Below are 24,548 nucleotides of genomic sequence, written 5' to 3' on the forward strand. Positions count from 1 at the left end.
CCGTCGAAAGCCCCCCATGAACCGCTGGCTCGCCGCCCTCCTGGCCGCCCTCCTGGGCGCGGCCGGCTTCCTGCTGCTCCAGCCCGCGTCCACCGTCCGGGTGAGTGTGCGCTTCGAGCGGGTCGTGGGCCTGTATCCCGGTTCCGACGTGCGGATCCTGGGCGTGAAGGTGGGCGAGGTGACGGCCGTGACGCCGGTCGGCGACCGGGTGCGGGTGGATCTGGCCTACGACGCCGGCCACAAGGTGCCCGCGGACGCGCAGGCCGCCATCGTGGCCAGGTCGGTGGTGGCCGATCGGTATGTCCAGCTGGCTCCGCCGTACACGGGAGGTGCGGTTCTGCGGGACGGCGCGACCCTCGCCGCGGGACGGACGCCCGTCGAGATCGACGAGGCGCTGCGCAGCTTCAACACGCTGACCAGGGCCCTCGGCCCCGACGGCGCGAACGCGGACGGCTCGCTGTCGCGTCTGCTGAAGGTCTCCGCCGACACCTTCGGCGGCCAGGGCGCGACCGTCGGGGCGAGCGTGCGCGGTCTGTCCGACGCCGCCGCGGCGCTGGCGGGCCATCGCGATGAGTTCTCCCAGACCATCCGCGACCTCGCCCTGATCACCGGCACTTTGGCCGAGGACGACGCGCACGTGCGCGCGTTCATGCGCGACCTGGCCGTCGCCTCGGGCCGGCTCAACGCCGAGCGCGACGAGCTGCGCGCCGTCTTCAAGGGCCTGTCCCGCACGCTCACCCAGGTCGCCGGCTTCGTCGACGACAACCGCGCCGAGATCACCGCGAACACCCGCGACCTCGCCCACATCACCAAGCTCCTGGTACGGCAGCGCGCCTCGATCGAGACGTTCCTCCAGACCGCCCCGCTGGCCGTGAACAACGCCAACCAGGCCTACGACCCGCGCTCGGGGACGTTCCGCGCCCGCATCGACCTCAACGGCCAGAGCGACGACCTGGCGATGTGGTTGTGCTCGCTGGCGTACTCGATGGGCACGCCCCCGGCCCAGTGCGAACCCCTCCTGAAGCCCCTGAACCCACTCGGCCGAGCGCTGAACCACGCCGGCCTGGACGCCTCCGCTCTCTTACCGGACGCCCGCGTCGAGCGCCCGGACGTCACCGTGGGCGGCCTGCTCCCCCGCCACCCTTAGGCCGCGGGGGCGCCCGGCCCGGCGGTCGTGGTGGTACGGCCCCGCTGCCACAGGCTGTCGAGGGCCAGCGCGCCGCCACCGGTGAAGCCGACGGCCAGGGCGCCGGCGGCCAGGGCCAGGACGAACTCGAAGCCGCCCTTGTCGACGAAGAAACCATTGGCGAAGTGCACGAACACCGCCGCGCCGAGCATGTCCAGCGCGAGGAGAACGCCCGCTATCGGCAGTCCGGCGCCGAGGATCAGCGCGGCGCCGCCCAATACCTCCACGACGGCGACCACGGGCGCGGCCAGTCCTGGCAGAGGTATGCCTATCTGTTCGAAGAAGGCGGTGGTGCCGCCTATGCCGCCGGTGAACTTGACCAACCCGTGGACGAGGAAGATCGCACCTATGGCTATGCGGGCGAGCAAGAGAACGATGGGACGGACCTGGTCGACCATGAATCCTCCTTCCCTCCTCTCTTGACAGTAGTTGTCCAATCACAAGCGCACAATGTTGGGCCCTTGAAGTCGACCTGGGCCGGGGCGCGGGACCAACGGAGCATGGGGTGCGGGGGGTGCGGGGGGTGCGGGGGGTGCCGGGGGTGCCGGGGGTGCCGGGGGTGCCGGGGGTGCCGGGGGTGCCGGGGGGGGTGCGGGGCCCTTGGGCGGTGTGGGAGGTGTCCGGGCAGGCGATCGGGGGCGGGCGCGGGGATCGGGGTGAGGGTGGGGTCAACCGGGGTGGGTGGTGCGGGTGGAGGCCACCACGGCCAGGGCGGCGAGGGTCATGGTGACGGCCACGCCGTACAGGAGAGGGGTGAAGGAAGGGAAGGCGGCGGCCATCTGGGGGCCGATGGCGCCGCCGGCCGCCAGGGCGAAGGAGAACAGGGCGAGGGCGCTGCCGCGGGCGGGGCCGGCGGCGGCGGAGATGGCTTCGTTCAGGCCGGGGAGGGCACCGGCGATCGCGGCCACGTACAGGGCCAGGAGGATGGCGAGCCAGGTGGAGGAGGGGGTGGTGACGGCCACCGCGGCAACCGACGCGGCGGCCGTCACCAGGAAGGTGACGGCTCGGGCCGGCGCGGGCACGCGGCTCAGCCAGGGCATGAGGATCGGGATCAGGACGATCGCGGGCAGGCCGGCGGCGCGCAGGGCGAGGAGTTCGGAGGGGGAGGTGGTGACGCCGTAGAGCTGGAGTGCGGTGTAGACGGCCACGAAGCCGATCATGAGGATGAGGGTGGCCAGGTAGCGCGGGAGCAGGGCGCGGTGGAACAGGAGGCCGGGCAGCGCTCGGTAGGCACCCAGGATGGAGGCCGCGGCGGGGCGTGGGGCGTCGGGGAGCATGATCGCGCGGATGACCGGCATGGACAGGGCCAGTCCGGCGGCGGAGACGAGGAAGGGGGCGCGCCAGCCGGTCAGGGGGACGAGGAGCTGGGCGCCGACCTGCAGGAGTACGGCGGAGACCAGGAAGGCGGCGGTCACCGCGGAGATCGCGATGGCCCGGCGTCTCGGGTCCACGCGTTCGGCCAGGTAGGCCAGGGCCGCCGGGGGGAAGGTGGCCACGGCTACGCCCTGGACGAGGCGCAGGGCCACGGCCGCCTCCGGGGAGGGGCTCAGGGTGACGGCGGCGGTGGCCAGGGCGGCGATCGGCAGGCCGTACAGGAGGAGCCTGCGGCGGCCGAGGCGGTCGGACAGCGGGCCGAACAGCAGGAAGCCGATGCCGTAGCCGATGGCGAAGGCGGTCACCAGCCAGGCCAGGGACGCGGTGGTGGTGCTCCAGGCGGTGGCCATGTCGTGGAGCAGGGGGATGACGATGTAGAGCTGGCCGCTGACCAGGATGGCGGCAAGGGTGAAGGCGGTCACGGTGGGGGCGAAGGGGGCGTAACGCCGGGGCGCGGGCTCGGCCGCCGCCTCCGGTGAGGTGCCGAGAAGAGTCATGGGACCGGACCGTAGCCAACCAACTAGTTGGATGTCAACCAACCAGTTGGATGTTGTAGGATGCCGGGCATGGCACCCAACGTCTCAACCACCGCCACCCGGGCCGCCCTGCTGGACGCGGCGCGGGAGGAGTTCGCGGCGTACGGCATCGCGGGGGCGCGCGTCGATCGCATCGCCGAGCGGGCCGGGGTCAACAAAGAGCGGATCTATGGGCATTTCGGGAACAAGGAGAAGCTCTTCGACGCCGTCATCACCGAGGCGCTCGACGAGCTGACCACCCAGATCGCCCTGCCCGGCGCGGACCCGGCCGCGTACGTGGACCGGCTGTCGGCCTACTACGCCGAACATCCCCAGCTCGTGCGGCTGCTGATGTGGGAGGCGCTCAACTACCGGGGGCAGGACCTGCTGGCCGGCCAGGAGGTCAGGGTCGAGCGGTGCGCGCGCAAGAACGCCTCCCTGGCCGAGGGCCTCGGACAGGCGCCCTCCACCGGCACGGCCAGGACGATGTTCCTGCTCACGGGGCTGGCGCTGCTGCCGGCCATGCTGCCGCAGCTGGCCCGGATCATGCTGGGCGAGGAGGCCTCGGCGCACAAGGACATGCGCGAGCACGTGGCCGCGTTCGTCGCCGCCGCCCTCCCCGGAGCCGGGACTCAGGGGCGGTAGCCGTCCACGGTGAGGATGGGCGGGCGTTCGGAGATGGTGACGTCGCGGTCGGCCGTGTGGTGGCCGGTGCGGGTGCGGCGGAACTGGGTCAGGCGGGTCGACGGCTCGTGCGCCGCCTGGATCTTGGACTCGCGTTCCAGTCGTGACCAGGCGGCGAGCATGATCTGGGAGGCCATCGCGCCCAGCGCCTCCGTCGACTGGTGGGAGTGCTCGCGGGCGCCGAGGTCCACCTGGGCGAGCGCGTCCAGACCGGCCAGCGACAGCAGGTCGATCAGCAGGCCCAGTTCCACGCCGTACCCGGTGATGAAGGGCACGCGTTCCAGCGCGCTCCTGCGCCCCGCGTACTCCCCGGCCAGCGGCTGCATGAACCCGGCCAGCTCCGGCCAGTGCAGGTTCAGCAGGGGGCGGGCGACGAGCTCGGTGACGCGCCCGCCGCCGGTCGGCGCGCCGCGCAGGGGGCGGTCGTAGCAGCCCTTCACGTACGCGAGGCCGGGGTGGGCGAGCAGCGGCCCGAGCAGCCCGGTGACCAGGGAGGACTGGAAGTTGCGGATGTCGGAGTCCACGAACGCGACGAGGTCGCCGGAGGTCACCGCCAGCGACTTCCACAGCGCCTCGCCCTTGCCGTCCAGCGGCTTGAGCGCCGGCAGAATCTCATCCTGCGCGTGTACGGCGGCGCCCGCCCGCGCGGCGACCACGGCGGTGTCGTCGGTGGAGCGCGAGTCGATCACCACCACCTCGTCCACCAGATCGGGCAGTTCGCGCAGCAGGACGCCGACGATCTCACCGACGGTCTCGCGCTCGTCGCGGGCCGGCAGGACGACGCTGATGGACGTGCCGCCCTTCGCCTCGATCAGGCGCCCCAGGGGCCAGTCGGACGCGGAGAAGGTACGGCGACGCCACCAGGACTCCACCTCAGGCAGCACGCGACCCCTCCCCCGTCGACCACACGCCTACCAGCTTAAGGCGCACGATTTCCGGCAAAGCCCCCCAGGGCGGCAGGCCCGTCAGACGTCGCAGCCCACGGTGTTGGCCGGCACCCACTGGACCTTGATCGGGTCGAGGGGGAAATCGAACCGGGTGATCCCGGCCGACACCTTGCGGGGCTCGGCGACGTGGACGCAGATCGTCTGCTCGCGCAGCTCGCCGTTCCAGGAGTAGCGGATCGTCAGGTTCACATGGTCGAAGCCGCCCATGGTCCCGTTGTTGAAGACCGCCCGGGTCGCGCCGTAGGTGCCGGAGCCCTCCCAGTTCCCCGTCTGCCCCGTCGAGATCTTCCTGGTCAGCCCCGCGTCCTCGTAGAAGCAGATGTCCCCGACCGCGCAGCCGTACCTGGGCCCTCCGGCGTCGGCCGTGGCGGGCGAGGAGGACACGAGACCGGCGGCGACCACGAGTCCGGCAAGAGCGACACGCTTCACGAAACACTCCATTCACGGCGAAACAGAACGGCGTGACGGTATCGGGGAGCGCTATCGATCGGCTTTACGGCGCGGCGTGCCGTTCCAGGAAAGTGAAGACGTCGGCCTCGTCCACGCCCGGGAACGAACCGGGCGGCAGCGCGGCCAGCACGTGGGAGTTGGCCCGAGCCGACGGCCAGGCGTAGCCCTCCCAGCGTTCGGCCAGCTCGGCGGGCGGGCGGCGGCAGCAGTCGCCGTTCGGGCAGTTGGACTTGGTGCGGCTGGTCGTCTCCCGGCCGCGGAACCAGCGCGACTCCCGGTACGGCACGCCGAGCGTGATGGCGAAGTCCCGCTCCCGCGAGGGATCCACGTGCGCGACGCAGAAGAAGGTCCCGGTCGGCGAGTCGGAGTACTGGTAGAAGACCGAGAAGCGGTCCGGCGACAGGAACACCTGCCGTCCCGACCACTGCTGGCACATGCGCTGCCCCTCGATGGCGCCCTGCTCGTCGGCGGGGAAGACGATGCCGTCGTTCTCGTAGGCCTTGTAGATGATGCCGCCGGCGTCGTTGCGGACGAAGTGGCAGACCAGGTCGAGGTGGTGGGTGGCCAGGTTGGTGAAGCGGTGGGCGGCCATCTCGTAGGAGACGGCGAACACGTCGCGCAGGTCCTCCACCGACAGGGCCCGGTCCTGCTTGGCCTCCAGCAGGAACGGCGCCGCCGCCCGCTCGGGGACCAGGACGGCGGCGGCGAAGTAGTTGGCCTCGGTGCGCTGGCGCAGGAAGTCGGCGAAGTCGCGCGGCTTGTCGTGACCCAGCGCGAGGTGGCCCAGGGTCTGCAGCAGGATCGTGCGCGGGCTGTGCATGCCGAGCTGCTCGTGTTTGACGTAGATGCGGCGGTTGCGGAGGTCGGTGATGGAGCGTACCGATCGGGGCAGGTCCTGGGCGGTGTGAACCGTGTAGCCGAGATGGGTGACGAGGGCCTGGATGAGCGACTGTGACAGGGCGCCGGTGCGGTACCCGACGGCCGACAGCGCCTCGGCCGCCGACTTCTCGATCTCGGGGAAGTAGTTGCCCAGCTCCCGCTGGCGGCGCCTGAGCTCGGCGTTGGCGGCTCGGGCCTCCTCCGGCGTCGCCGTGCCCCTCGCCTGGCGGGCGCGCAGCTCGCCGTACAGGCCGAGGAGGTGTTCGAGCACGTCATTGGGTACGCGCGCGGAGACCTTCAGCCGCGGCAGACCGAGACCGGCGTAGATGGGGTCGCGCTGCGCCTCCTCCAGCTGGATCTCCAGCTGGGCGCGCCGGTTGGGGGCCTGACGGCGCAGCAGTTCCTCGACGGGTACGCCGAGCGCGGCGGCCAGGGACTTGAGCAGCGACAGCTTGGGCTCGCGCTTGCCGTTCTCCAGCAGGGAGAGCTGGCTGGGGGCCCGGCTGACGCGCTCGCCGAGGTCGGAGAGCGTGAGGCCGCGTTGTTTGCGCAGGTGACGGAGCCGTTGCCCGAAAGCGAGGAGATCGAGCTCCTGAGTCAAAGACAGCGGTTCTTCGCGCACCAGCGAGGCCATGGGCTGAGCTTAGACAGAAAAACGCCCGTTCTTCTAGGGGTTCCCGCCCCGGATCCCGGCGCCCCGCGATTGGTCTAGGCCAAAGGAAAACTTCGCGAATTTTTCTGCATCGAATACGCCTCAGTATTTTCTCTATCAGAAATCTGTGCGTTCTTCGCTGAGAAAAACCTCTATGGAAGGGGTACGGCGGGGCACAGACTCAGCAGCAAGCACCCAGGGGACGACATAAGGAGCGAACATGAACGATCGCCTCAAGGGAGCGGCTGAGGAGCTGCGGCAGGACTGGGAGAACAACCCCCGCTGGGCGGGCGTCGAGCGCACCTACGGCGCCGACGACGTGATCCGGCTGCGCGGATCGGTCCAGGAGGAGCACACGCTGGCGCGGCTCGGCGCCGAGCGGCTGTGGAACCTGCTGCACTCCGAGGACTACGTCCACGCCCTCGGCGCGCTGACCGGCAACCAGGCCGTCCAGCAGGTGAAGGCCGGACTGCAGGCGATCTACCTGTCCGGCTGGCAGGTCGCCGCCGACGCCAACCTGGGCGGACAGACGTACCCCGACCAGTCGCTGTACCCGGCCAACTCCGTGCCCGCCGTCGTGCGCCGCATCAACAACGCGCTCCTGCGCGCCGACCAGATCACCTGGTCGGAGGGCATCGAGGCCCCGCACTGGCTGGCGCCGATCGTGGCCGACGCCGAGGCCGGCTTCGGTGGCGTGCTCAACGCCTTCGAGCTGATGAAGGGCATGATCGCCGCCGGCGCCGCGGGCGTGCACTGGGAGGACCAGCTCGCCTCCGAGAAGAAGTGCGGCCACCTGGGCGGCAAGGTGCTCATCCCCACCGGCCAGCACATCAAGACGCTCAACGCCGCGCGCCTGGCCGCCGACGTGGCCGGCGTCCCGTCCCTGATCATCGCGCGGACCGACGCACAGGCCGCGACGCTCCTGACCAGCGACGTGGACCCGCGCGACCAGCGGTTCACCACCGGGGACCGTACCGCGGAGGGCTTCTACCGGGTGCGCAACGGCGTGCAGGCCTGCATCGCCCGCGGCCTGGCCTACGCGCCCCACTCCGACCTGCTCTGGATGGAGACCGGCACGCCCGACCTCGACGTCGCCCGCGAGTTCGCCGAGGCGGTCAAGGCCGAGTACCCGGACCAGATGCTCGCCTACAACTGCTCGCCGTCCTTCAACTGGAAGAAGCACCTCGACGACTCCACGATCGCCAAGTTCCAGCGCGAGCTCGGGCACATGGGGTACAAGTTCCAGTTCATCACGCTGGCGGGCTTCCACTCGCTGAACTACAGCATGTTCGACCTCGCCCAGGGCTACGCGGCCGACGGCATGACGGCGTACGTGGAGCTGCAGGAGGCCGAGTTCGCGGCCGAGACCCGCGGCTACACCGCCACCCGCCATCAGCGCGAGGTCGGCACCGGCTACTTCGACCTGGTCAGCACCGCGATCGCGCCCGACTCCTCCACGACCGCCCTGAAGGGCTCCACCGAAGAGGAGCAGTTCGCCGCCGCCCACTGACCTCTCGTTTCGCCCTTGTCGTTACGGCAAGCCGCCCCAGCCCCATCCGCCGTACGGGGCTGGGGACATTCCAGGGACACGGTCGTCCACCTCACCGGCTCGCCGCCGTGACGACCGCACAGCTCGCCGGACGCCGCGGTAACGGGCGTTCACCGGCGAACAAAAGGGCCGTGCCGGGCCGCCACCGGGCACGGCCCTTTTTCTCTGGTCAGCGGCGCCCAAACGGCTCATGGGAGCCCGCAGGCGGGCAGAGTCCGGCTGAGGAGTTGGCCCGGCCACGGGCCCAGAACCAGCGGCCGCTGAAGGCAGAGAAGAAGGGCAGCTGAAGCGCGAGATCTTGCGTCGGGCAGCCGCCTCCATCGCTCGGAAGGTGAAGTGAGCCCCCCATCGGCAACCGCGCCACCTTCGGCGTGGAGCGGATCTGCCGGGTTCTCTGGGCGTCACCCGCGGGCGATGATCCGCCAGACCTTCTCAGGCCGGCTGGAAGCTCACGGTCATCGCCCACCGTGAGAAGAGCCCGCCGCCGGATCACCGGCCGGAGCGGCGAAACGTGCGTGTAGCACGGCCGGGACCGTTTTCGCCAAACCGAACCAGCCGTCCGCTCACCCCAGGGGGCCTCGGTGGAGGAGGGTGATCACGACGCCGAGCTGGTGAGCGCGCGGTGAGCGGGCGGTGAGCCGGGCCCGTAATGATCACGGCGATGGACCTGGTCACACCAGACCGGTGTGACCTCGGGATGGCCGCGGTGGGCTCGTGCCCGCCGTCGACGGCGTCCCGCGGGAGTCCTGTCGCGCCGACGGAGGCAAGGCCGGCCCGGTCCTGCCGAAATCGGCATGGGATCGAAGGAGATGTTCATGCAAGTCCCCCGCTCACTGTCCGCTCGCCACCGCAAGCTTCTTCCCAGGGCCGCCGCCGTCGCCGCCCTCGCCACGGTCCTGACCACCGGTTTCGGAGCCGGTGCCGGCGCCAGTACCAGGGACATCACGGCCGACCTGGCCTGCTGGGAAACCCCTCGTGCTTCCAGCACCCACGTCCGCGTCGCGGGCTGCGTGAACCAGCGCCCCGGTCAGACCCAGTGGCGGATCGTCGGTAAGTGGTGCGGCCCCGGCCACAACTGCGACACGGTCCATGGCAACTGGGCCCCGTCCGGCGGGACCTCGACTGCCTATCATCCTGGCGGAAAGAACTTCACCGACTACACCTTCAATACCCGCTAGAGCGCCGGCGGGGGGGGGGGGCGGGGGGGGCCGCCCCCCCCCCCGGGGGCGGGGGCCCCGAACCCACACCCCGCCCGAAATGGGGGCGCCGGGGGGCGGCCCCGCGCGGGTGGGCGCCCCCGCGCCCCAACCAGGGGTCGCTCAACACCCCCCCCCAACCCCACCCCCCCCCCCCCGGCGGCGGGGGGGGGGGGGGGGGGGGCCCCCCCCCCCCCCCCGCCGGGTGAGCGGCCCTGCCGTACCCGAGCCGCGGCATAAGGTCGGCCGCTTGGCGCGCCTGCCGCGCTGCGGGGCCGGACCTCGCGGTTCAGGCTCTGCTGACCGCAGCGGCCACCTGCAAGGTGCCGTCGCTCAGGTTGCGCGCCCGCAGCAGGCGGACGGGCGCGCCATCGGACGGCAGGAGGTTGAGCCGGACCTCATCCACCAGCCCCTCCTTCAGAAACGCGGCGTACGTCGCGGCGCCACCCGAAAGGAGCGCCGTGCCGTGCCCGCGGGCTTCGAGGTGGCGCAGCGCCTCGGCCGGGGAAGCGGCCACATGCGCTCCCTCGAGGTCCTGCCGCCGTCTCGACAGCACGACGACGTCGAGGCCGGCGAGCTCCTGCGGACCGGCCATGAGCGAGAAGGTCCCACGGCCCATGATGAGATTGCCCGCCTCGCGGGCCCCGGCCAGGAAATCCATGAGGATGGCGGGTGGAATGCGGTGGCCGCCTTCGGCGCGGTGAAGACGGCCGTCGGGGGTGATCGACGCGTAAAGGATCGTCCTCATGAGACGGAACCTACTCTAGTTGGAGAGAACTTCCAACTATCTGGATCGAGCGCCAGGCCAGCTCCGGCAGGACGGCCCGTGCCCAGCCGAGATCGTCCTCGCCGATGGCGAGCATCCGCCGGCACGCGTCGTGGCTCGGCCCGAACAGTACGGTTTGCAGCTGCTCCGGTGTCCATTCCGGCAGTTCCCCCGGCCCGGCGAGCCGTGCCAGGTGTGACATGACAGGTGCCAGCAACCGCTGCTTCACCTCGGCAAGCTCCGCGGCGTGATCCGCTGCCAGCTCCAGCGCCATGGCCTGGTACATGAAGCGAGCCTCCGCCCGGTTCGCGGCCACCCACGCCAGATGCGTGTCCACGAGCGCGCACACCGCGTCGTGCGCGGTGGCCGAGGCGAGGGCCTCCGTTCGCAGGCGGGCGCCGACCCGCTCGAATGTCCGAGTCAGCAGCGCCACCGTCAACCCACCGAGACCGCCGAAAAGGTGGTAGACGCTCGACGGGCTCGCGCCGGCGGCCCGGCGGATGTCCTCGATCCCTGTCGCCATCAGGCCCCGCTGGTCGAAGCAGCGCAACGCGGCGTCCAGAATCTCGTTGCGCCGCCGGATCCCATCGCTCCTGGTCACCCTCACGTGGCGAGGTTACCCCGGGGGGTTCACCCGTTCCGCCCTCGGCCGGCTTCCGCCTCGCCGCCGACCTACCGCGAGGTGGTGCTGCCCCTACCGGCCGGGTACCGCCAGCATGATCGTCGCGGGAATGCCCGCTCCCTACGCTCATTTCCAGGGCTAACAAAGGGGCAGAGATGGACGTGGGGAACGCGCCGGTGGCCGTCGGCTTGGGCGCCGTACGCAAGATCTACGGGCACGGAGGCGGCGGCGTGACCGCGCTCGACGGCGTCACCCTGGACTTCCGCAAGGGGACGTTCACCGCGGTCATGGGACCGTCGGGCTCGGGCAAGAGCACACTGCTGCACTGCGCGGCGGGGCTGGACCGGCCGACGGAAGGATCGGTCACCCTGGACGGCACCGACCTGACCACCCTGTCGGAGCGTGCGCTGACCGGTCTGCGGCGCGAGCGGATCGGCTTCGTCTTCCAGGCGTTCAACCTCTTACCGGCGCTGAACGTGGCGGAGAACATCACGCTGCCACTGAAGCTCGCGGGCAAGAAGGCCGATGGGGCGCTGGTCTCCGAGGTGGTACGCCGGGTCGGGCTCGCGGACCGGGTGGGCCACCGGCCCGCGGAACTGTCCGGCGGTCAGCAGCAGCGGGTGGCGATCGCGCGGGCGCTGGTCACCAGGCCCGCGGTGATCTTCGCCGACGAGCCGACCGGCGCCCTCGACACCAGGACGGCGCGGGAGGTGCTGGACCTGCTGCGGTCGGCGGTCGACCACAGCGGCCAGAGCATCATCATGGTCACCCATGACCCGGTGGCCGCGGCGTACGCCGACCAGGTCGTGTTCCTGGCCGACGGCAGGCTCGCCGGCTCGCTGGCCAGGCCGTCCGCCGACGCGGTGGCCGACCGGCTGACCCACCTCGGCGCGTGGGCCGCCGGGAACGCCGTGGCTGGGGGACGCTGATGTTCGGGATCGCGCTGCGCTCGCTGCGTCACCGCCGGGGCGCCTTCGTCGGAACGTTCGTCGCCATGTTCTTCGGCGCGGTCATCGTGTTCGCGACCGGGGCTCTGATGGAGACCGGGCTGCGGGCCACGGCTCCGCTACAGCGCCTGGCGGCCGCCGACATCCACGTCGTCGCCGGGCAGACCCTTGAGCTGCCGGGTGGCGACGACGCGGAGACGGCGCTCCTGCCCGAGCGGGTACGGGTCGCGCGCGGGCTCGCCGACCGGATCCGTGACCTGCCCGGGGTCGGCGCCGCCGTACCGGATGTCAGTGTTCCCGTCTCGCTGCGGGGCAGGCAGGTCAGCGGGCACGACTGGGCGACCAGCGTGCTCGCCCCGTACACGCTCGCCGACGGCGCGGCGCCGTCGCGGGGAGAGGTCGTCCTCGGCCGCGCGTACGGCGTGCGGACGGGTGACACGGTGGACCTCGTGGCCCGGGGGGAGGAAGGCCGGTACCGGGTCAGCGGCACGATCGCCGGCGACGGCGTCTACTTCGCCACCGCCGACGTGACGCGGCTGTCGGGCACCGGCGGGGCCGACCTGATCGGCGTCGTCGCGGCCCCGGGCGCCGACGTCGCCGACGTGTCGCGCCGGGTGACGGAGGCGGTCAAGGGGACGGGCGCGGTCCTGCTGTCCGGGAACGAGCGCGGCGTCTCGGAGTTCCCCGAGGTCGCGGCGGCGGGGACCATGCTGGTCATCCTCGCCGGCGTCACCGGCGGGCTCACCGTTCCCGTGGCGGTGTTCGTCATCGCCTCCACGCTCGTGCTCTCCATCCAGCAGCGCGAACGGGAGATGGCGCTGCTGCGCACGATCGGCACCACACCGGGCCAGCTGCGCGCCATGGTGCTGGGCGAGTCGATGCTGCTGGCCGCCGTAGCGTCGGCGCTGGGGTGCCTGCCCGGCGTCCAGCTCGCGAAGTGGCTGCTGAGCCTCATGACTGGCGCCGGCATGGCGCCGCCGCAACTGACCTACCAGCAGGGCGTGCTGCCGGTCCTCGTCGCGGTCGGGGTCGGCCTGCTCAGCGCCACCGGCGCGGCACTGATCGCCGCGCACCGGGCCGCCCGGATCCGGCCCACCCAGGCGCTGGCGGAGGCGGCGATCCAGCGGCGCTGGCTGACCCGGCCGCGGGCGATCCTGGCGTCCCTGACGTTCGCGGGCGGCATCGTGCTGATGGTCACGACCGTGACCTTGTTCGAGGGGCCAGTCGCGGCGTCCACGGCCGGTCCGACCTCGATGGTGTGGGCGATCGGGCTCGCGCTCATCGCGCCGGGCGTCACCACTGTGTGCGTACGCCTGCTGCGCGGGCCGTTGGGACTGGTCACCGGTGAGCCGGGCAGGCTGGCGATGATCAATGCCGGGGCATACACGGTCAAGGTGGCCGCCGCGGCAACGCCGATCATGCTCGCGACCGGGATCGCCACCGCCAACATCTTCCTGCAGTCCACGATGGCCGACGCGGCGCGGCTGGCGTACACCGAGAATCTGCGCGCGGACGCCGTGCTGTCGGCCACGGCGGGCGGGATCTCCCCCGCCATGGCCGACCGGGTCCGTGCGGTGCCCGGGGTGAGCGCGGTGTCCGAGGTGGTGTCGTCGTCGGTGTTCGTGATGGATCCGGCCGACGGCTCCGACGAGGGCAGGCCGGTCCAGGGCGTCAGCGCGGGCGCGGTGAGCGAGACGACGGGGTACACGGTGACCGCCGGATCGTTGTCCGCACTCGCCGGGGACACCGTCGCGCTGCCGTCCTCGCTGGCGCGGCGGTGGGGCGTGGGCGTGGGCGACACGGTCAAACTGCGGCTGGGCGACGGGTTCCCCCTGGCGGCGAACGTGGTCGCGACCGTCTCCGCCCGGCCCGGGTTCGAGACTCTGCTCATGCCGGTGCGGACGCTGGCGCCGCACACGTCCGCGGGGCTGCCGACGCAGCTCCTGGTGCGGTCCGCGGACGTGGGGGCGCTGCGGGACTTCGCGGCCGGCTGTCACGACGTCATCCTGGGCGACCGTACGGCACAGCTGCGCTCCTTCCAGGACCAGGCGGCGATCGGGGCGTGGGTGAACTACGCGCTGGTCGGGATGATCGCCGCCTACACCGTGATCGCGGTGGTGAACACCCAGGTCATGGCCACGCTCGCGCGACGGCGCGAGTTCGGCCTGCAGCGCCTCACCGGCTCGACCCGCGGGCAGGTACTGCGCATGGTCCTGGTCGAGGGCACGCTGGTGGCGATCATCGGCGTCATCCTGGGCGGCGTCGCCGCCGCCACCACCCTGGTCCCGTTCAGCCTGGTGGTGAAGGGGACGCCGCTGCCGTCCGGCTCTCCCCTGACGTTCCTGTCGATCGTCGCCGCCGCGGCGGCGCTCGCCCTGGTGTCCATGCTCGTCCCCGCCTGGCGAAGCACGCGCCGCCCGCCCATCGAGGCGGTGGCGACCGAGTGATGACGATCTCGACAGTGCGTCTCTGCGGTATCGGACACCGGCAAGAGCCACTTCACCGAGGCCCGCAACCGCATGACCGGCATCGGCGGCCTGCCCACCCGCCTCGGCTTCCGCCGCACCAACCACAACGCCGCGGTCCTGCCACCTTGTCGTTACGGCAAGCCGCCCCAGCCCCATCCGCCGTACGGGGCTGGGCACATTCCAGGGACACGGTCGTCCACCTCACCGGCTCGCCGCCGTAACGACCGCACAGCTCGCCGGACGCCGCGGTAACGGGCGTTCACCGGCGAACAAAAGGGCCGTGCCGGGCCGCCACCGGGCACGGCCCTTTCTCTCTGGTCAGCGGCGCCGGAAAGCCCGGTGCGTCGACGAACCGCCGGCCCCTAGCATGCGTGGGTGAACCTGTCGCAGCTCGGCGCGCCGATCGGGCAGATGATTCGCGTCCACGGCGGGTTCGCCAACCGGATGTACCGGCTCGACACCGACCAAGGTTCGTTCGCGGTGAAGGAGCTGAACCTCGCCGACCGCCGCTGGACCTATCGCGTCGAGGACGTGTTCAGGTTCGAGCGGGCGGCCTTCGCCGCCGTCATCCCGACGCCGGAGCCAACGGCTACGCCGCGGGAGGCGGAGCGTTGCCGCCGCCGGGTCCCAGCTGGTTCGTGTTCATGATCGGCGGCTGGCTGGGGCACACCAGGTGGAACATCCTCCGGTGCCTCGCCGGTGTCGAGGCACTGCTCGTATGACAGCGCCCCGCGCGCGGCATGTGACCCGCGGTTTCTCTGCCCAACCAGCCCGGTGAGAAGTACGGCCTCGTTCCCTCCTCGTGGAGGGATGTGGGCCCCGTCCTATTGCCCCACGATCGGCTGATCATAGGCCCGGTGCGCCATCGCGTTCAGGGCGGTCATGAAACGTGTGAGAAGCGGGCTCATGTCTCCGTCTCGCCAGACCAGGTGCAAGGTGGTGGCGGTGCCCGCGAGCCGCCGAGACGCCACGCCCTCCCGGTGCAGCACGCGATAGGAGTCGGCCATCACGCTCGCGCCGAAACCGGCGGCGACCAGCGCGAGGATCGTCTGGACGGTCCGGCCCCGCGCGCCGACGCGCGGCACGATCCCGGCGTGGTGGCACAACGAGGTGATCTCGTCATGCGCGTGAGGCGCGGATTCGCGTGGCCACAGCACCAGGGGGATCTCCCCGAGTACGGAGACGGGTGCCGGCTCACGGGTCGTGGCGAGTGGGTGCCCGGCCGGCAGGAAGAGGGTCAGCGGCTCGCGTGTCCAGACTTGTGTGGCGAGACGGGCGTCGCGAACCGGCAGCCGCTGCACCGCCACGTCGAGGCTTCCGTCCAGGATGCCGGCCGACATCTCGGCGTCGTCGAACAGCTCCACCAGGGACAGGTCGACGTCGGGGAGTTCCGCTCGCAGCCGTCCGAGGGCGTCTCCCAGCGCGCCGTTGATGCCCGATCCGGCGAACCCGACCGTCACCCGGCCGATCTTGCCCTCGGCGGCGAGCCGCACGTCGTTCAGGGTGGCTTCGGCGTCGGCCAGCATGCGCACGGCCCGCCGGAGCAGCGCCTCGCCGGCCGCGGTGGGAAGGAGGCCGCGGCCCGCTCGGGCGAACAGTTCGGCCCCCAGGCGTCGTTCCAGTTCACGCAGCTGCCGGCTCAGGGTGGGCTGGGTCAGCCGCAGGCGGCGAGCTGCTCCGCTGATGGACCCCTCTTCGGCGATCGCGACCACGTACCCGAGCAACCGCAGATCCATCCATGCCTCCACAGCATGGATGATATATCGATCGATGCCTTGTCATAGGCAGTTGGGGTTCGCCGGTGAAGAATGAAGCCGTCCCGATTTCTTGAAACGCCGGAGCCGTCGTGAAACACCTTGGAGTTCTCGCTCACAGCACGGGGGGAGCCGCCCTTTGCTTCCTCGCCTTCTGCGAGGAGGGATTCCGCAGGACCGGTCGCAACGAGCATCCCGACGTCACCCTGGACTACATCGCCTTCGGGTACAGCATGCCCGCCTGGGAGAGCGGAGATCACGCGACCGTCCGGGCGACCCTGGCGACCAGCGCGCAACGGCTGGCCCGGGCCGGCGCCGACTTCTTCGCCTGCCCGGACAACACCGCGCACCTGGCCCTGGAAGTGCGGGGACCGGACCTCCCCCTGCCGGGTCTCCACATCGCCGAGGTCGTCGCTGACCAGGCCGCGGCCGAAGGACACACCCGCGTCGGCGTGCTGGGCACCAGCTACACCATGGACGGCCCGCTCTACCCACGGGCGCTGGCCGCTCGCGGGATCGCCGCGGAGCTGCCGGACGCCAAGGACCGCGCCCTCGTCAACGAGGTCATCTTCAAGGAACTGGTGAACGGCGTGATCAGCGACACCTCACGCCAGGAGTATCTCCGCGTCATCGAACGGCTGGCCGACCGGGGGTGTGACGCGGTCGCGCTCGTCTGCACCGAGATCCCGTTGCTGATCACGCCCGACGTTTCCTGCCTGCCGACGTTGGATTCGACCCGTTTGCTGGCCCGCGCGGCCTACGACGTCGCCGTCGGCGAGCGGGCGATGCCCGAGTGGCACGGCGGCCCACGATGAACCCGGGACTCCGCGGAACGGAGCGGAGGATGTCACCTCCCGAACGGCGCCTCAAGGAGCTTGGGCTGACCTTGCCGCAGGCCGTCCCCCCGGTCGCGACCTACGTGCCCGCCGTACGCAGCGGTGACCACGTCCACGTCTCGGGCCAGGTGCCCCTGCGGGAGGGGCGGCTCATCGCGGCCGGCCGGCTCGGTGACACGGTCGGCGTGGACGTCGCCTACGCGTGCGCGCGCCAGTGCGCGCTGAACGCGCTGGCCGCGCTGAAGGCGGAGATCGGCGATCTGGCGGCGGTCTCCCGCGTGGTCAAGGCACTGGTGTTCGTCGCGTCGACGGCCGGCTTCACCGCACTCCCGCAGGTCGGCGACGGGGCCTCCGACCTGCTCCGCGAACTCTTCGGCGAGGCGGGACGGCATGCCCGCTCGGCGGTCGGGGTGTCGGCGCTGCCGTTGAACGCACCCGTCGAACTGGAACTTCTGGTCGAGATCCATCGGCCGGTACGCGGCTGAGCCCGCGTACCCCTGAAAACGGTCACAAGGAGGGCGTCAGCATGCCCGTGAAAGTCCCGGCGGCGATCGTCGGTTCCGGCAACATCGGAACGGATCTCCTCTACAAGTTGCGCCGATCCGAACTCATCGACCCACGTATCATGATCGGAATTGACCCGGACAGCGAGGGCCTGCGGCGGGCGGAGGACCTCGGCCTCGAAGTGTCCGCGGAGGGCGTCGACGGGCTGCTCAGCCGATCGGACCGGCCCCCGCTGGTATTCGAGGCGACCTCGGCGAAGGTGCACGCCGCGGCCGCGCCACGTTACGAGGCCGCGGGGATCACCGCGATCGACCTGACACCCGCGTCGGTCGGACGGTGGGTCGTCCCCGCGGTCAACCTCGACGATCACCTGCAGGCGCCGAACCTCAACATGGTCAGCTGCGCGGGACAGGCCACCATCCCCCTCCTGTACGCGATCGACCAGGTCGCCGACGTCTCGTATGGCGAGATCGTCGCCACCATCGCGAGCGCGAGTGCGGGTCCGGGCACCCGGTGGAACCTCAGCGAGTTCAGCGAGAAGACCGGACAAGCCCTGACCGCCGTCGCCGGAGCAGACGAGGCCAAGGCGTTCTCACTGATCAATCCGGCCGATCCGCCCATGGTCATGCGCGACACCGTGTACGCGAGGGTCCGCCGGAAGGACGCCGACCGCATCGAGCGCGCCGTGCGGGAGGTCGTCGCCAAGGTTCAGCAGTACGTGCCGGGTTACCGGCTGCGCTTCATGGAGGTCGACGGCAACCTGGTCACCGTCATGGTGCAGGTGGAGGGCGCCGGCGATTTCCTGCCCGCGTACGCGGGCAATCTCGACATCATCACCGCCGCCGCGACCGCCGTCGCCGAACGGATCGCGGAGAAGACCCTGGGAGCCACCCGATGATCACTCTCGTGGACACGAGCCTGCGTGACGGCATGAGCAGTGTCTCGCACCAGTTCACACCGGAACAGGTCGGCGCGGTGGCCGGCGGCCTCGACCGGGCGGGCGTCCGGGTCATCGAGGTCGCCCACGGCATCGGCATCGGCGCCTCCTCGATCCAGTACGGGTTCGCCGCCGCGACGGACGTCGAGTACGTTCAGGCCGCCGTCGCCGCGGTGGACAGAGCGGACATCGCCGTGTTGTACGTGCCGGGAATCTCGACGCTCGCGGCCTTGGACGCCGTCCGCGACGCCGGAGCGAATACGGTACGTGTCGCCACGCACTGCACCGAGGCCGACTGCGCCGAGCAGCCGATCCGTCATGCCCGCGACCACGGCATGCGCGTCATGAGCTTCCTGATGATGAGCCACAAGCTCGAACCCGCGGAACTCGCCGGGCAGGCGGCCAAACTGGACTCCTACGGCGCGCAGGTCATCTACGTGGTCGACTCTGCCGGGGCGCTCGTGCCCGGTTCGGCCGGAGCCCGCGTGGCCGCGCTGCGCGACGCGGTCCGCGCGGACGTCGGGTTCCACGCCCACAACAACCTGGGCGTGGGCATCGGCAACGCGCTCGCCGCGGTCGAGAACGGAGCGACCTACATCGACGGCTCGCTCCGAGGTCTGGGAGCCAGCGCCGGCAACGCCCAGACGGAGGCTCTCGCGGCGGCGCTGGAACGGTCGGGTCACCGCACGGGGGCCGACGTCCTCGCACTCGTCGAGGTCGCCGAACACCTCATCGTGCCTTTGATGACCGAACCGCAGATCATCGACGAGACCGCGCTCCTGCTCGGCTACGCCGGTCTCTACTCCACCTTCTTCCACCCGTCGAAGCGCGCGGCGGACAAGTACGGCGTACCCGTGCGTGAGCTCCTCCTGGAGCTGGGCCGGCGCGAGGTCATCGGAGGCCAGGAGGACATGATCATCGACGTGGCGGCGGAGCTTTCGAGCCGGACGCGAAGCGCGTAAGTGATGAGACCTTCAGAGGTCCGGGAGGCGGCCGCCGCGCTGCGCGGCGCCTACCGGTCGGGCACACCGATTCCTCCCCTGAGCATCACCTACCCCGGCGCGACGATCTCCGACGCCTACCGGATCCAGCAGGAGCAGGTGCGGTCCTGGACCGAGGCCGGAGACGAGGTACGCGGCCACAAGATCGGCCTGGTCTCGGCCGCGATTCGGCGCCAGATGGGCGTCCACGAGCCGGACTACGGCCATCTGACCGCAAGCATGTTCCACCCGGAGCACCAGCCGATCCCCGCCCGCGGGTTCATCCAGCCTCGGATCGAACCGGAGATCGCCTTCGTCCTGGACGCCCCTCTCCGGGGGCCCGGCGTCACCGTCGACGACGCCTGCGGGGCGGTGCGATACCTGCTGGCGGCACTGGAGATCGTCGACTCCCGGATCCGGGACTGGAAGATCTCGATCGTCGACACGATCGCCGACAACGCATCGTCCGGGGCGGCGATACTCGGAAGCACGCCGATCGACCCGGCGCACGTCGACCTGAGATCCGCGAACTGCGCGCTGACCAGGAACGGCGTGGTCACCGAAACCGGCACGGGAGCGGCGGTCCTCGGTACGCCGTTCAAAGCTCTGGCCTGGCTGGCGAACGCCATCGGCGCGCAGGGGGTGTCGCTGGAGCCAGGCCAGGTCGTGCTGTCCGGCTCCATCACCAGGGCCATAACGATCGCGCCGGGCGACAGCATCACGGCGGACTTCCCCGGGATCGGCCAGGTGACGGCGGTGCTGGCCGAGGAAGAGCCGGCGGATACGTCCGGCGCGGGGGCGTAGCGGCGGAACGGCGGCCGGCGGCGGGGCACGGCTTCGCCACCACTCGCCGTTCCGGGGCCGGGGTTGCCTGGCAGCCTGCGAATCTCCGGCGACGACGCCGCCGGAGACCTCGCCCCCGCCTGGTCCGGGCGACGCGTGGTCACACCGAGACAGCACCCAAGCGGTACGATGCGAACACCGAACCGGGCAGCTGACCGTACCAGCAGCACCAGCGGGCAGGACTTCTCCGTCAGGGGGCGTGGCCGTACCGCGCCCACCAGCGGTTTTCCACGTACCTCACGTTGTTGGAGAACCCGATCATGACCTCTGCCGTCCCTCGCGCCTTCCACTGTGAGCACACCCGCGCCAAGAGCAGGGTGTACGCCCTCGTCGAGCGCTCCGGCCAGCCCACGACCCTGCATGCCGTACTGACCTGTACCGATCCCGTCGTCGCCCAGCACGCCGCCCACCTTCTCTCCTCGGCGCTGGAGAACGGCCTGGGCCCCGCCGCCCGCGCTGCATCGGAGCGGATCGCGGCGGCCCTGCCCGACGCGCCCGCCGCCTCCTTCCGCCGTACGCTGGCCGATGCCGTGAACGGCACCTGGCACGACGCCCCCGAACTGGCCGCCACGTGGGAGTCCCTGCGGCGGGGCCGCGGCGAGTCGGCCGGCTTCGGTGACGACCTTGAGAGCCGCACGCCGGGCGACGCCCGCCTTGAGGCCTTCCCCGGGCCGGTCGTACGCACGATCAGCCTGCTGGAGGTACACGTCCACGACCCCGCTCGCCTTCTGGCGGCGGCCACCGCGACGGGCTGGAGGCCGTTCGACGCCGAGGATCTCGACGAGGACGACCGCCAGGATGTCGTCGGGGCCGTCATGCACTTCGTCAACGGCCCGGAGTTCCTGCCCGGCGCCGACCCGTTGATGGACGCGACGCAGGCGCGGCTGCTGCGCGCTGACAGGGGTGATGAGGTGAGCGACTGGAGCCCGGCGCCCGTGACGGCGAGGTTCGACACGGGAACGAGGTCCGGCCCCGACGAGTGGGCCGGCTGAGCGCTCCTCCGCGGGCACGTCGGCGCGGGGGCGGGCACCCCGGCAGGTTGCACGCGGCCGGCGAGAACTCGATCTCGACGGTCACGAGGACCGCAGCAGGATCACCGCCTGGGACCCGGTCGGGGGACCGGGCGCGCCCTCTTCGACGTGCCAGGACACGTGACCACGCCGGCCGCCGAGGGGAGCCTGGTGGTCACGGGCGGGGCCGACAACGCGCTGCGCTCTTTCGAGCTTGACACCGGGCGGACCGTCGCGGTCGCGCACGGTTCATCAGCCGACCGGATGACCAGGCTCGTTCCGGCCGGGCACCTCGCCGTCACGATTCGTGACGTGGGTGGGTGGCAGGTGGTCGACCCGGCGACCGGGGCGTCCGTCGGTGAGCCTGTCTCGCCGGACGTCGGTGTGCGGGCGATCGCCGCCGAAGCCACCACGGTGGTCACCGGCGGCGGCGCCTTCTCCCCGGTCGTCAGGGTCTGGGACCTGCGCACTCGCGGGGAACGCGGCAGGCCGCTGCACGGCTTCTCCCGCCAGGTCAGCCACGTGGTGCTCTCCGACGAGCTGATCATCGCGGCCGGGGACGGCGGCAAGCGCGGCACTCTGCAGTGCTGGGACCGGGCCGGGCGCGTCGCCCACCCAGCCCTCCGTCTGCCGGGCCGCCCGCGTGGTCTGGGCGTGGTACGCCCGCACGGCAAGCCGGTCGCCCTGGCCATGGGCCGCTCGGCGATCCCGGGTCATCGACCCGGCCACCGGCACGAGGACGGGCAGCCGTGTGACGGCCGCCAATCTGGACGCCAGTCCAGATCGGCGGCCCGCCCCGGGGGAACGAGGTGTCCTCGTACGGGGCGTCGCGCTTCGGGTGCGCTGATCAGCGGGCGGGCGGCGGCTACCTGTCGGTCAGGGGTTGCCGGGGTGGATCCTCGGCGCCACGTTCTGCCGGCCGCGGTTGTTGCCTGCCGCCCCGAAAGGTGCCTTCACCTGAGCGATGGTGCTGGCGGTGGCCTCGGCGTGGTCGTTGAAGACGACCCAGTGCACGGGCGTGTAGGGGGACGAGGTGAGCGAGCCGGAGTAGCGGAAGCTCGCCTTGCCGGCCGGGAGCATTCCGGCGAGGTTCACCGAGCCGATGCTCCAGCTTGCGCCCAGCGTGTCCGGCACGCCGTTGAGGGGGTGGTCGTGCGCGTCGGAAGCCGGAACGCCCACGCCGTCGATGAGGACGCCGAGCACCACGGTGTCGCCGGACGCGTCTTTGTGGACGAAGTGGGCCTCCGCGGGGGCCGCTGCCTGGCCCTGGAACTTGTGCTCGGCGTCGAAGTGGTAGTGAACCTCGGTGAGCTCGTACTTCGTGGTGCCGTACATGATGTGCGGGTCGCTGAGCTGGTCGGGGACGAAGGAGACGTCGTCGTGGTTGTCGACGACACCGTTGAGGTTCTTGTCGCGGAACTGCATCTGCCCGTCGGCGTAGCCGTAGCTGATGGTGATCGCCGGGGTGGCGGCGCCGCAGTTCTGGGAGCGGTCGATCTCCACGGGGCTCTGGACGTGGCCCGGGGCTCCGGTGCAGGACTGCTGAGCCTGCGCGGGTACTGCGATGAGTATCGTCGCTGTAGCGACGGCGGTCAGTAACTTGGCCAAACGAGACTGCATGTAGCACCTTTCGTTCGCGGATCATCCCGGACTCGGTGGTGGAACGCGTGCTCTGGCGAGACGGTTCTGCAGCGGGGTGTTTTCACGATAAATCGGGATTCGCGATCATTCGAGGCTTGTATTCTCCGGCGAAACCGTGGTCCCCGGGCCTCTCGCCGGCCGGACTCGTACACCACCGTCCACACACGGGCGCCGGCGAGTGCGTCGGGGATCGGCCGGAGGTGGGCCGTGACAATCCTGTGCGGTGTCAACGTGCCGTTGCGTCGCGTGATGGGTGACCGGACCCAGGTGGTGGGTCATCTTTCCTGCCGTGCCAGCCGGCGCAGCGCCACCTCGGCGGGTCCCGGCCGGCCGTGGCGCTCGAGGAGCCACGCTCCGGCCACGGTGATCAGCCATACGGCGACCGCGTACCCGGCGATGGCCGCGCTGTGCAGGTGAGCGCCGAGTCCGGCGCCCCACGCGGCCAGCACCGGGGCGCAGAGCACCGACTGGGCGAGGTAGCCCGACAGCGAGCGCCGGCCCAGGGCGGCGACGGCCAGGACGGCCGGCCCCCGCCTCGTGGTTCTGGTGAGCCGGTGTCCCAGGAGCGCGAAGGCAGCCGCGTAGCCGAGTCCCGCGGGCAGGCCGGTGGTCAGCTGGGTGAGCTCGAAGATGACCGTCGACTCCGGTGGCATCGCCCACCAGCCCATGACGACCAGGGCGTGGGGCAACCCGCCCAGCCACCCGATCGTGACGCCGACGGCGGCCACCCATCGCAGCAGCGGCAACCGGACGGACGGACGTTCCAGCACGTGCCGGCGCGCGGCCCACATGCCGAGCACGATGGCGACGGGCAGGGCCAGCGCGAGGAGGCCCTGACCGACCGTGACCACCGGCCAGAACGCCAAGCGGTCCAAGGCGGCGGCGAGCAGGTCGCCCTGCCCGCTGGCGGCCGTGCCCAGGCTCACGACCCCGGGCAGCTCGGACACGCCCGTGGTGAGGTACGCGGCCGCGACGCCGATCGACGTGACGACCACGAGCAGGCAGAAACCGATCACCGACCAGGTGAGCAACGTCCGGTCACCCCGGTGGAGGAACAGCGGGGCCAGCAGGAGCCCGGCCAGGCCGTACGCGCCGAGGATGTCGCCCTGCCACAGCAGCGCGGCATGGACGAGTCCGAACGCCAGCAGCCACAGGTGGCGGCGGCGCAGACGGGCCGGCGCGGCGTCTCCGGCCTGGCCCGCCGCCTGCCGCCGCCTGATCGCCTGCACCATGCCGTAACCGAACAGGAACGCGAACATCGGGTAGACGCGGAAGTCCACCGTGACGATGCTCAGCACCTGCACGATCCGGTCCAGGGCCGAGCCACCCGGCGGGTGGATCGTGCTGGGGCGCAGGGGTCTGTCCCACAGGTACCAGGGAGTGTTGGCGATGGCGATGAGCAGCAACATGCCGCCGCGGGCGAGATCGGGGGCAAGGGCCCGGCCGCCGGGGCGTGGTTCGGCGACGGTCATGCGGGGGTACCGCCGGAGCCCACAGGTTGGCTGACGTGTTCCGGCAGAGCGGCCGGGGCTTCGAGCTTCATGCCTTCGCGTCCGTTCATTCCACCTCATTCTTGTAGTGCCACTACAAGAATGTTTTTGTAGTGGCACTACAGTCAACCCAATGGGAGAAAGATCACAGAAGGTGGTGGTGAAAGCGTGAAACGGGGCCAAGGCGGCGAGCTGCCGCGTGGGGCCAACCGCCAATCACGGAAGAACGATCCATGCGGCGGACGCCTCCGTTCAGGTGGCCTTGCCGGACCGGGCGGGTCGCGGATCGCCGACACGATCGCGGCCATCCTCCTCGCG

24 protein-coding genes are annotated in these 24,548 nt (G+C 71.2%); 13 read left to right on the plus strand and 11 right to left on the minus strand.

Annotated elements, in window-relative coordinates; genetic code table 11:
• Window positions 1-16: 16 nt before the first annotated feature.
• Complete coding sequence (locus ACIBKY_RS10780) at window positions 17-1,147, plus strand: MCE family protein (protein WP_397096250.1); 1,131 nt, start codon at window positions 17-19, stop codon at window positions 1,145-1,147.
• Here the strand turns inward: ACIBKY_RS10780 and ACIBKY_RS10785 are convergent.
• Both ACIBKY_RS10785 and ACIBKY_RS10790 read right to left on the minus strand, forming a co-directional pair.
• The gene (locus ACIBKY_RS10785) at window positions 1,144-1,584 is read right to left on the minus strand and encodes a DoxX family protein (RefSeq protein WP_397096251.1); all 441 of its coding nucleotides are present in this window, start codon (window positions 1,582-1,584) and stop codon (window positions 1,144-1,146) included. The two genes, ACIBKY_RS10780 and ACIBKY_RS10785, sit on opposite strands and share 4 nt — an antisense overlap.
• Window positions 1,585-1,854: 270 nt before the next feature.
• Window positions 1,855-3,057 carry an MFS transporter gene (locus ACIBKY_RS10790; RefSeq protein WP_397096252.1) on the minus strand — a complete coding sequence of 401 codons (1,203 nt, stop codon included), beginning with the start codon at window positions 3,055-3,057 and terminating at the stop codon, window positions 1,855-1,857.
• 69 nt (window positions 3,058-3,126) lie between these two features.
• On the opposite strand from ACIBKY_RS10790, the gene ACIBKY_RS10795 reads away from it, so the two are divergent.
• Window positions 3,127-3,720, plus strand: a complete 594-nt coding sequence (locus tag ACIBKY_RS10795) for a TetR/AcrR family transcriptional regulator (RefSeq protein ID WP_397096254.1) — start codon at window positions 3,127-3,129, stop codon at window positions 3,718-3,720.
• Here the strand turns inward: ACIBKY_RS10795 and ACIBKY_RS10800 are convergent.
• From ACIBKY_RS10800 to ACIBKY_RS10810, 3 genes are all read right to left on the minus strand, one after another.
• Window positions 3,708-4,643, minus strand: coding sequence for a glucosyl-3-phosphoglycerate synthase (locus tag ACIBKY_RS10800; protein ID WP_397096256.1), 936 nt, complete (start codon window positions 4,641-4,643; stop codon window positions 3,708-3,710). The two genes, ACIBKY_RS10795 and ACIBKY_RS10800, sit on opposite strands and share 13 nt — an antisense overlap.
• Window positions 4,644-4,724: 81 nt before the next feature.
• Complete coding sequence (locus ACIBKY_RS10805) at window positions 4,725-5,135, minus strand: hypothetical protein (protein ID WP_397096257.1); 411 nt, start codon at window positions 5,133-5,135, stop codon at window positions 4,725-4,727.
• A gap of 64 nt (window positions 5,136-5,199) precedes the next feature.
• Window positions 5,200-6,669: a helix-turn-helix domain-containing protein gene (locus ACIBKY_RS10810; RefSeq protein WP_397096259.1), complete on the minus strand. Its 1,470-nt coding sequence runs from the start codon at window positions 6,667-6,669 to the stop codon at window positions 5,200-5,202.
• Between the two features lie 238 nt (window positions 6,670-6,907).
• Between ACIBKY_RS10810 and aceA the strand changes: the two genes are divergently transcribed.
• A complete protein-coding gene (aceA, locus tag ACIBKY_RS10815; protein WP_397096260.1) occupies window positions 6,908-8,197 on the plus strand; it encodes an isocitrate lyase in 1,290 nt (429 codons plus the stop codon).
• An 854-nt stretch (window positions 8,198-9,051) separates the two neighbouring features.
• Window positions 9,052-9,414, plus strand: coding sequence for a hypothetical protein (locus tag ACIBKY_RS10820; RefSeq protein ID WP_397096262.1), 363 nt, complete (start codon window positions 9,052-9,054; stop codon window positions 9,412-9,414).
• A 307-nt stretch (window positions 9,415-9,721) separates the two neighbouring features.
• On the opposite strand, the gene ACIBKY_RS10825 is transcribed toward ACIBKY_RS10820, so the two are convergent.
• Both ACIBKY_RS10825 and ACIBKY_RS10830 read right to left on the minus strand, forming a co-directional pair.
• Complete coding sequence (locus tag ACIBKY_RS10825) at window positions 9,722-10,180, minus strand: dihydrofolate reductase family protein (protein WP_397096264.1); 459 nt, start codon at window positions 10,178-10,180, stop codon at window positions 9,722-9,724.
• Window positions 10,181-10,190: 10 nt separating this feature from the next.
• Entirely contained in the window at window positions 10,191-10,805 is a 615-nt protein-coding gene (locus ACIBKY_RS10830) for a TetR/AcrR family transcriptional regulator (RefSeq protein WP_397096266.1), read from the minus strand.
• Window positions 10,806-10,975: 170 nt separating this feature from the next.
• On the opposite strand from ACIBKY_RS10830, the gene ACIBKY_RS10835 reads away from it, so the two are divergent.
• The 3 genes from ACIBKY_RS10835 (at window position 10,976) to ACIBKY_RS10845 (ending at window position 14,883) form a co-directional block, all read left to right on the plus strand.
• Complete coding sequence (locus ACIBKY_RS10835; RefSeq protein WP_397096268.1) at window positions 10,976-11,749, plus strand: ABC transporter ATP-binding protein; 774 nt, start codon at window positions 10,976-10,978, stop codon at window positions 11,747-11,749.
• Window positions 11,749-14,214 carry an FtsX-like permease family protein gene (locus tag ACIBKY_RS10840; RefSeq protein WP_397096270.1) on the plus strand — a complete coding sequence of 822 codons (2,466 nt, stop codon included), beginning with the start codon at window positions 11,749-11,751 and terminating at the stop codon, window positions 14,212-14,214. The genes ACIBKY_RS10835 and ACIBKY_RS10840 overlap by 1 nt, the downstream gene beginning before the upstream one ends.
• 396 nt (window positions 14,215-14,610) lie before the next feature.
• The gene (locus ACIBKY_RS10845) at window positions 14,611-14,883 is read left to right on the plus strand and encodes a hypothetical protein (protein ID WP_397096272.1); all 273 of its coding nucleotides are present in this window, start codon (window positions 14,611-14,613) and stop codon (window positions 14,881-14,883) included.
• A gap of 176 nt (window positions 14,884-15,059) precedes the next feature.
• Here the strand turns inward: ACIBKY_RS10845 and ACIBKY_RS10850 are convergent, their stop codons facing one another.
• Window positions 15,060-15,971, minus strand: a complete 912-nt coding sequence (locus ACIBKY_RS10850; RefSeq protein WP_397096274.1) for a LysR family transcriptional regulator — start codon at window positions 15,969-15,971, stop codon at window positions 15,060-15,062.
• Window positions 15,972-16,081: 110 nt separating this feature from the next.
• On the opposite strand from ACIBKY_RS10850, the gene ACIBKY_RS10855 reads away from it, so the two are divergent.
• The 6 genes from ACIBKY_RS10855 (at window position 16,082) to ACIBKY_RS10880 (ending at window position 21,081) form a co-directional block, all read left to right on the plus strand.
• Window positions 16,082-16,804, plus strand: coding sequence for an aspartate/glutamate racemase family protein (locus ACIBKY_RS10855; RefSeq protein WP_397096276.1), 723 nt, complete (start codon window positions 16,082-16,084; stop codon window positions 16,802-16,804).
• Between the two features lie 29 nt (window positions 16,805-16,833).
• Entirely contained in the window at window positions 16,834-17,310 is a 477-nt protein-coding gene (locus tag ACIBKY_RS10860; protein WP_397096278.1) for a RidA family protein, read from the plus strand.
• A 41-nt stretch (window positions 17,311-17,351) separates the two neighbouring features.
• A complete protein-coding gene (locus tag ACIBKY_RS10865) occupies window positions 17,352-18,227 on the plus strand; it encodes an acetaldehyde dehydrogenase (acetylating) (RefSeq protein WP_397096280.1) in 876 nt (291 codons plus the stop codon).
• A complete protein-coding gene (gene dmpG / locus ACIBKY_RS10870; RefSeq protein ID WP_397096282.1) occupies window positions 18,224-19,228 on the plus strand; it encodes a 4-hydroxy-2-oxovalerate aldolase in 1,005 nt (334 codons plus the stop codon). The genes ACIBKY_RS10865 and dmpG overlap by 4 nt, the downstream gene beginning before the upstream one ends.
• Window positions 19,229-19,231: 3 nt before the next feature.
• Entirely contained in the window at window positions 19,232-20,050 is an 819-nt protein-coding gene (locus ACIBKY_RS10875; RefSeq protein ID WP_397096284.1) for a 2-keto-4-pentenoate hydratase, read from the plus strand.
• A gap of 299 nt (window positions 20,051-20,349) precedes the next feature.
• Entirely contained in the window at window positions 20,350-21,081 is a 732-nt protein-coding gene (locus ACIBKY_RS10880; RefSeq protein WP_397096286.1) for a hypothetical protein, read from the plus strand.
• A 270-nt stretch (window positions 21,082-21,351) separates the two neighbouring features.
• Here the strand turns inward: ACIBKY_RS10880 and ACIBKY_RS10885 are convergent, their stop codons facing one another.
• The 3 genes from ACIBKY_RS10885 to ACIBKY_RS10895 all read right to left on the minus strand — a co-directional run bounded on the left by ACIBKY_RS10885 (window position 21,352) and on the right by ACIBKY_RS10895 (window position 24,212).
• Window positions 21,352-21,864 carry a hypothetical protein gene (locus tag ACIBKY_RS10885; protein WP_397096288.1) on the minus strand — a complete coding sequence of 171 codons (513 nt, stop codon included), beginning with the start codon at window positions 21,862-21,864 and terminating at the stop codon, window positions 21,352-21,354.
• A 111-nt stretch (window positions 21,865-21,975) separates the two neighbouring features.
• Entirely contained in the window at window positions 21,976-22,719 is a 744-nt protein-coding gene (locus ACIBKY_RS10890) for a carbonic anhydrase family protein (protein ID WP_397096290.1), read from the minus strand.
• Between the two features lie 296 nt (window positions 22,720-23,015).
• Window positions 23,016-24,212 carry a DUF418 domain-containing protein gene (locus tag ACIBKY_RS10895; protein ID WP_397096292.1) on the minus strand — a complete coding sequence of 399 codons (1,197 nt, stop codon included), beginning with the start codon at window positions 24,210-24,212 and terminating at the stop codon, window positions 23,016-23,018.
• Window positions 24,213-24,548 lie beyond the last annotated feature (336 nt).

Origin of the sequence: Nonomuraea sp. NPDC050394 (assembly GCF_044459065.1) — a bacterium.
GTDB lineage: Bacteria > Actinomycetota > Actinomycetes > Streptosporangiales > Streptosporangiaceae > Nonomuraea.

What these genes read in the sequence shown, in the direction of transcription:
- ACIBKY_RS10780 (WP_397096250.1), top strand. Translation starts at nt 17, where the DNA reads ATGAACCGCTGGCTCGCCGCCCTCCTGGCCGCCCTCCTGGGCGCGGCC.
- ACIBKY_RS10785 (WP_397096251.1), bottom strand. Translation starts at nt 1,584, where the DNA reads ATGGTCGACCAGGTCCGTCCCATCGTTCTCTTGCTCGCCCGCATAGCC.
- ACIBKY_RS10790 (WP_397096252.1), bottom strand. Translation starts at nt 3,057, where the DNA reads ATGACTCTTCTCGGCACCTCACCGGAGGCGGCGGCCGAGCCCGCGCCC.
- ACIBKY_RS10795 (WP_397096254.1), top strand. Translation starts at nt 3,127, where the DNA reads ATGGCACCCAACGTCTCAACCACCGCCACCCGGGCCGCCCTGCTGGAC.
- ACIBKY_RS10810 (WP_397096259.1), bottom strand. Translation starts at nt 6,669, where the DNA reads ATGGCCTCGCTGGTGCGCGAAGAACCGCTGTCTTTGACTCAGGAGCTC.
- aceA (WP_397096260.1), top strand. Translation starts at nt 6,908, where the DNA reads ATGAACGATCGCCTCAAGGGAGCGGCTGAGGAGCTGCGGCAGGACTGG.
- ACIBKY_RS10820 (WP_397096262.1), top strand. Translation starts at nt 9,052, where the DNA reads ATGCAAGTCCCCCGCTCACTGTCCGCTCGCCACCGCAAGCTTCTTCCC.
- ACIBKY_RS10825 (WP_397096264.1), bottom strand. Translation starts at nt 10,180, where the DNA reads ATGAGGACGATCCTTTACGCGTCGATCACCCCCGACGGCCGTCTTCAC.
- ACIBKY_RS10835 (WP_397096268.1), top strand. Translation starts at nt 10,976, where the DNA reads ATGGACGTGGGGAACGCGCCGGTGGCCGTCGGCTTGGGCGCCGTACGC.
- ACIBKY_RS10840 (WP_397096270.1), top strand. Translation starts at nt 11,749, where the DNA reads ATGTTCGGGATCGCGCTGCGCTCGCTGCGTCACCGCCGGGGCGCCTTC.
- ACIBKY_RS10850 (WP_397096274.1), bottom strand. Translation starts at nt 15,971, where the DNA reads ATGGATCTGCGGTTGCTCGGGTACGTGGTCGCGATCGCCGAAGAGGGG.
- ACIBKY_RS10860 (WP_397096278.1), top strand. Translation starts at nt 16,834, where the DNA reads ATGTCACCTCCCGAACGGCGCCTCAAGGAGCTTGGGCTGACCTTGCCG.
- ACIBKY_RS10865 (WP_397096280.1), top strand. Translation starts at nt 17,352, where the DNA reads ATGCCCGTGAAAGTCCCGGCGGCGATCGTCGGTTCCGGCAACATCGGA.
- dmpG (WP_397096282.1), top strand. Translation starts at nt 18,224, where the DNA reads ATGATCACTCTCGTGGACACGAGCCTGCGTGACGGCATGAGCAGTGTC.
- ACIBKY_RS10875 (WP_397096284.1), top strand. Translation starts at nt 19,232, where the DNA reads ATGAGACCTTCAGAGGTCCGGGAGGCGGCCGCCGCGCTGCGCGGCGCC.
- ACIBKY_RS10880 (WP_397096286.1), top strand. Translation starts at nt 20,350, where the DNA reads ATGACCTCTGCCGTCCCTCGCGCCTTCCACTGTGAGCACACCCGCGCC.
- ACIBKY_RS10890 (WP_397096290.1), bottom strand. Translation starts at nt 22,719, where the DNA reads ATGCAGTCTCGTTTGGCCAAGTTACTGACCGCCGTCGCTACAGCGACG.
- ACIBKY_RS10895 (WP_397096292.1), bottom strand. Translation starts at nt 24,212, where the DNA reads ATGACCGTCGCCGAACCACGCCCCGGCGGCCGGGCCCTTGCCCCCGAT.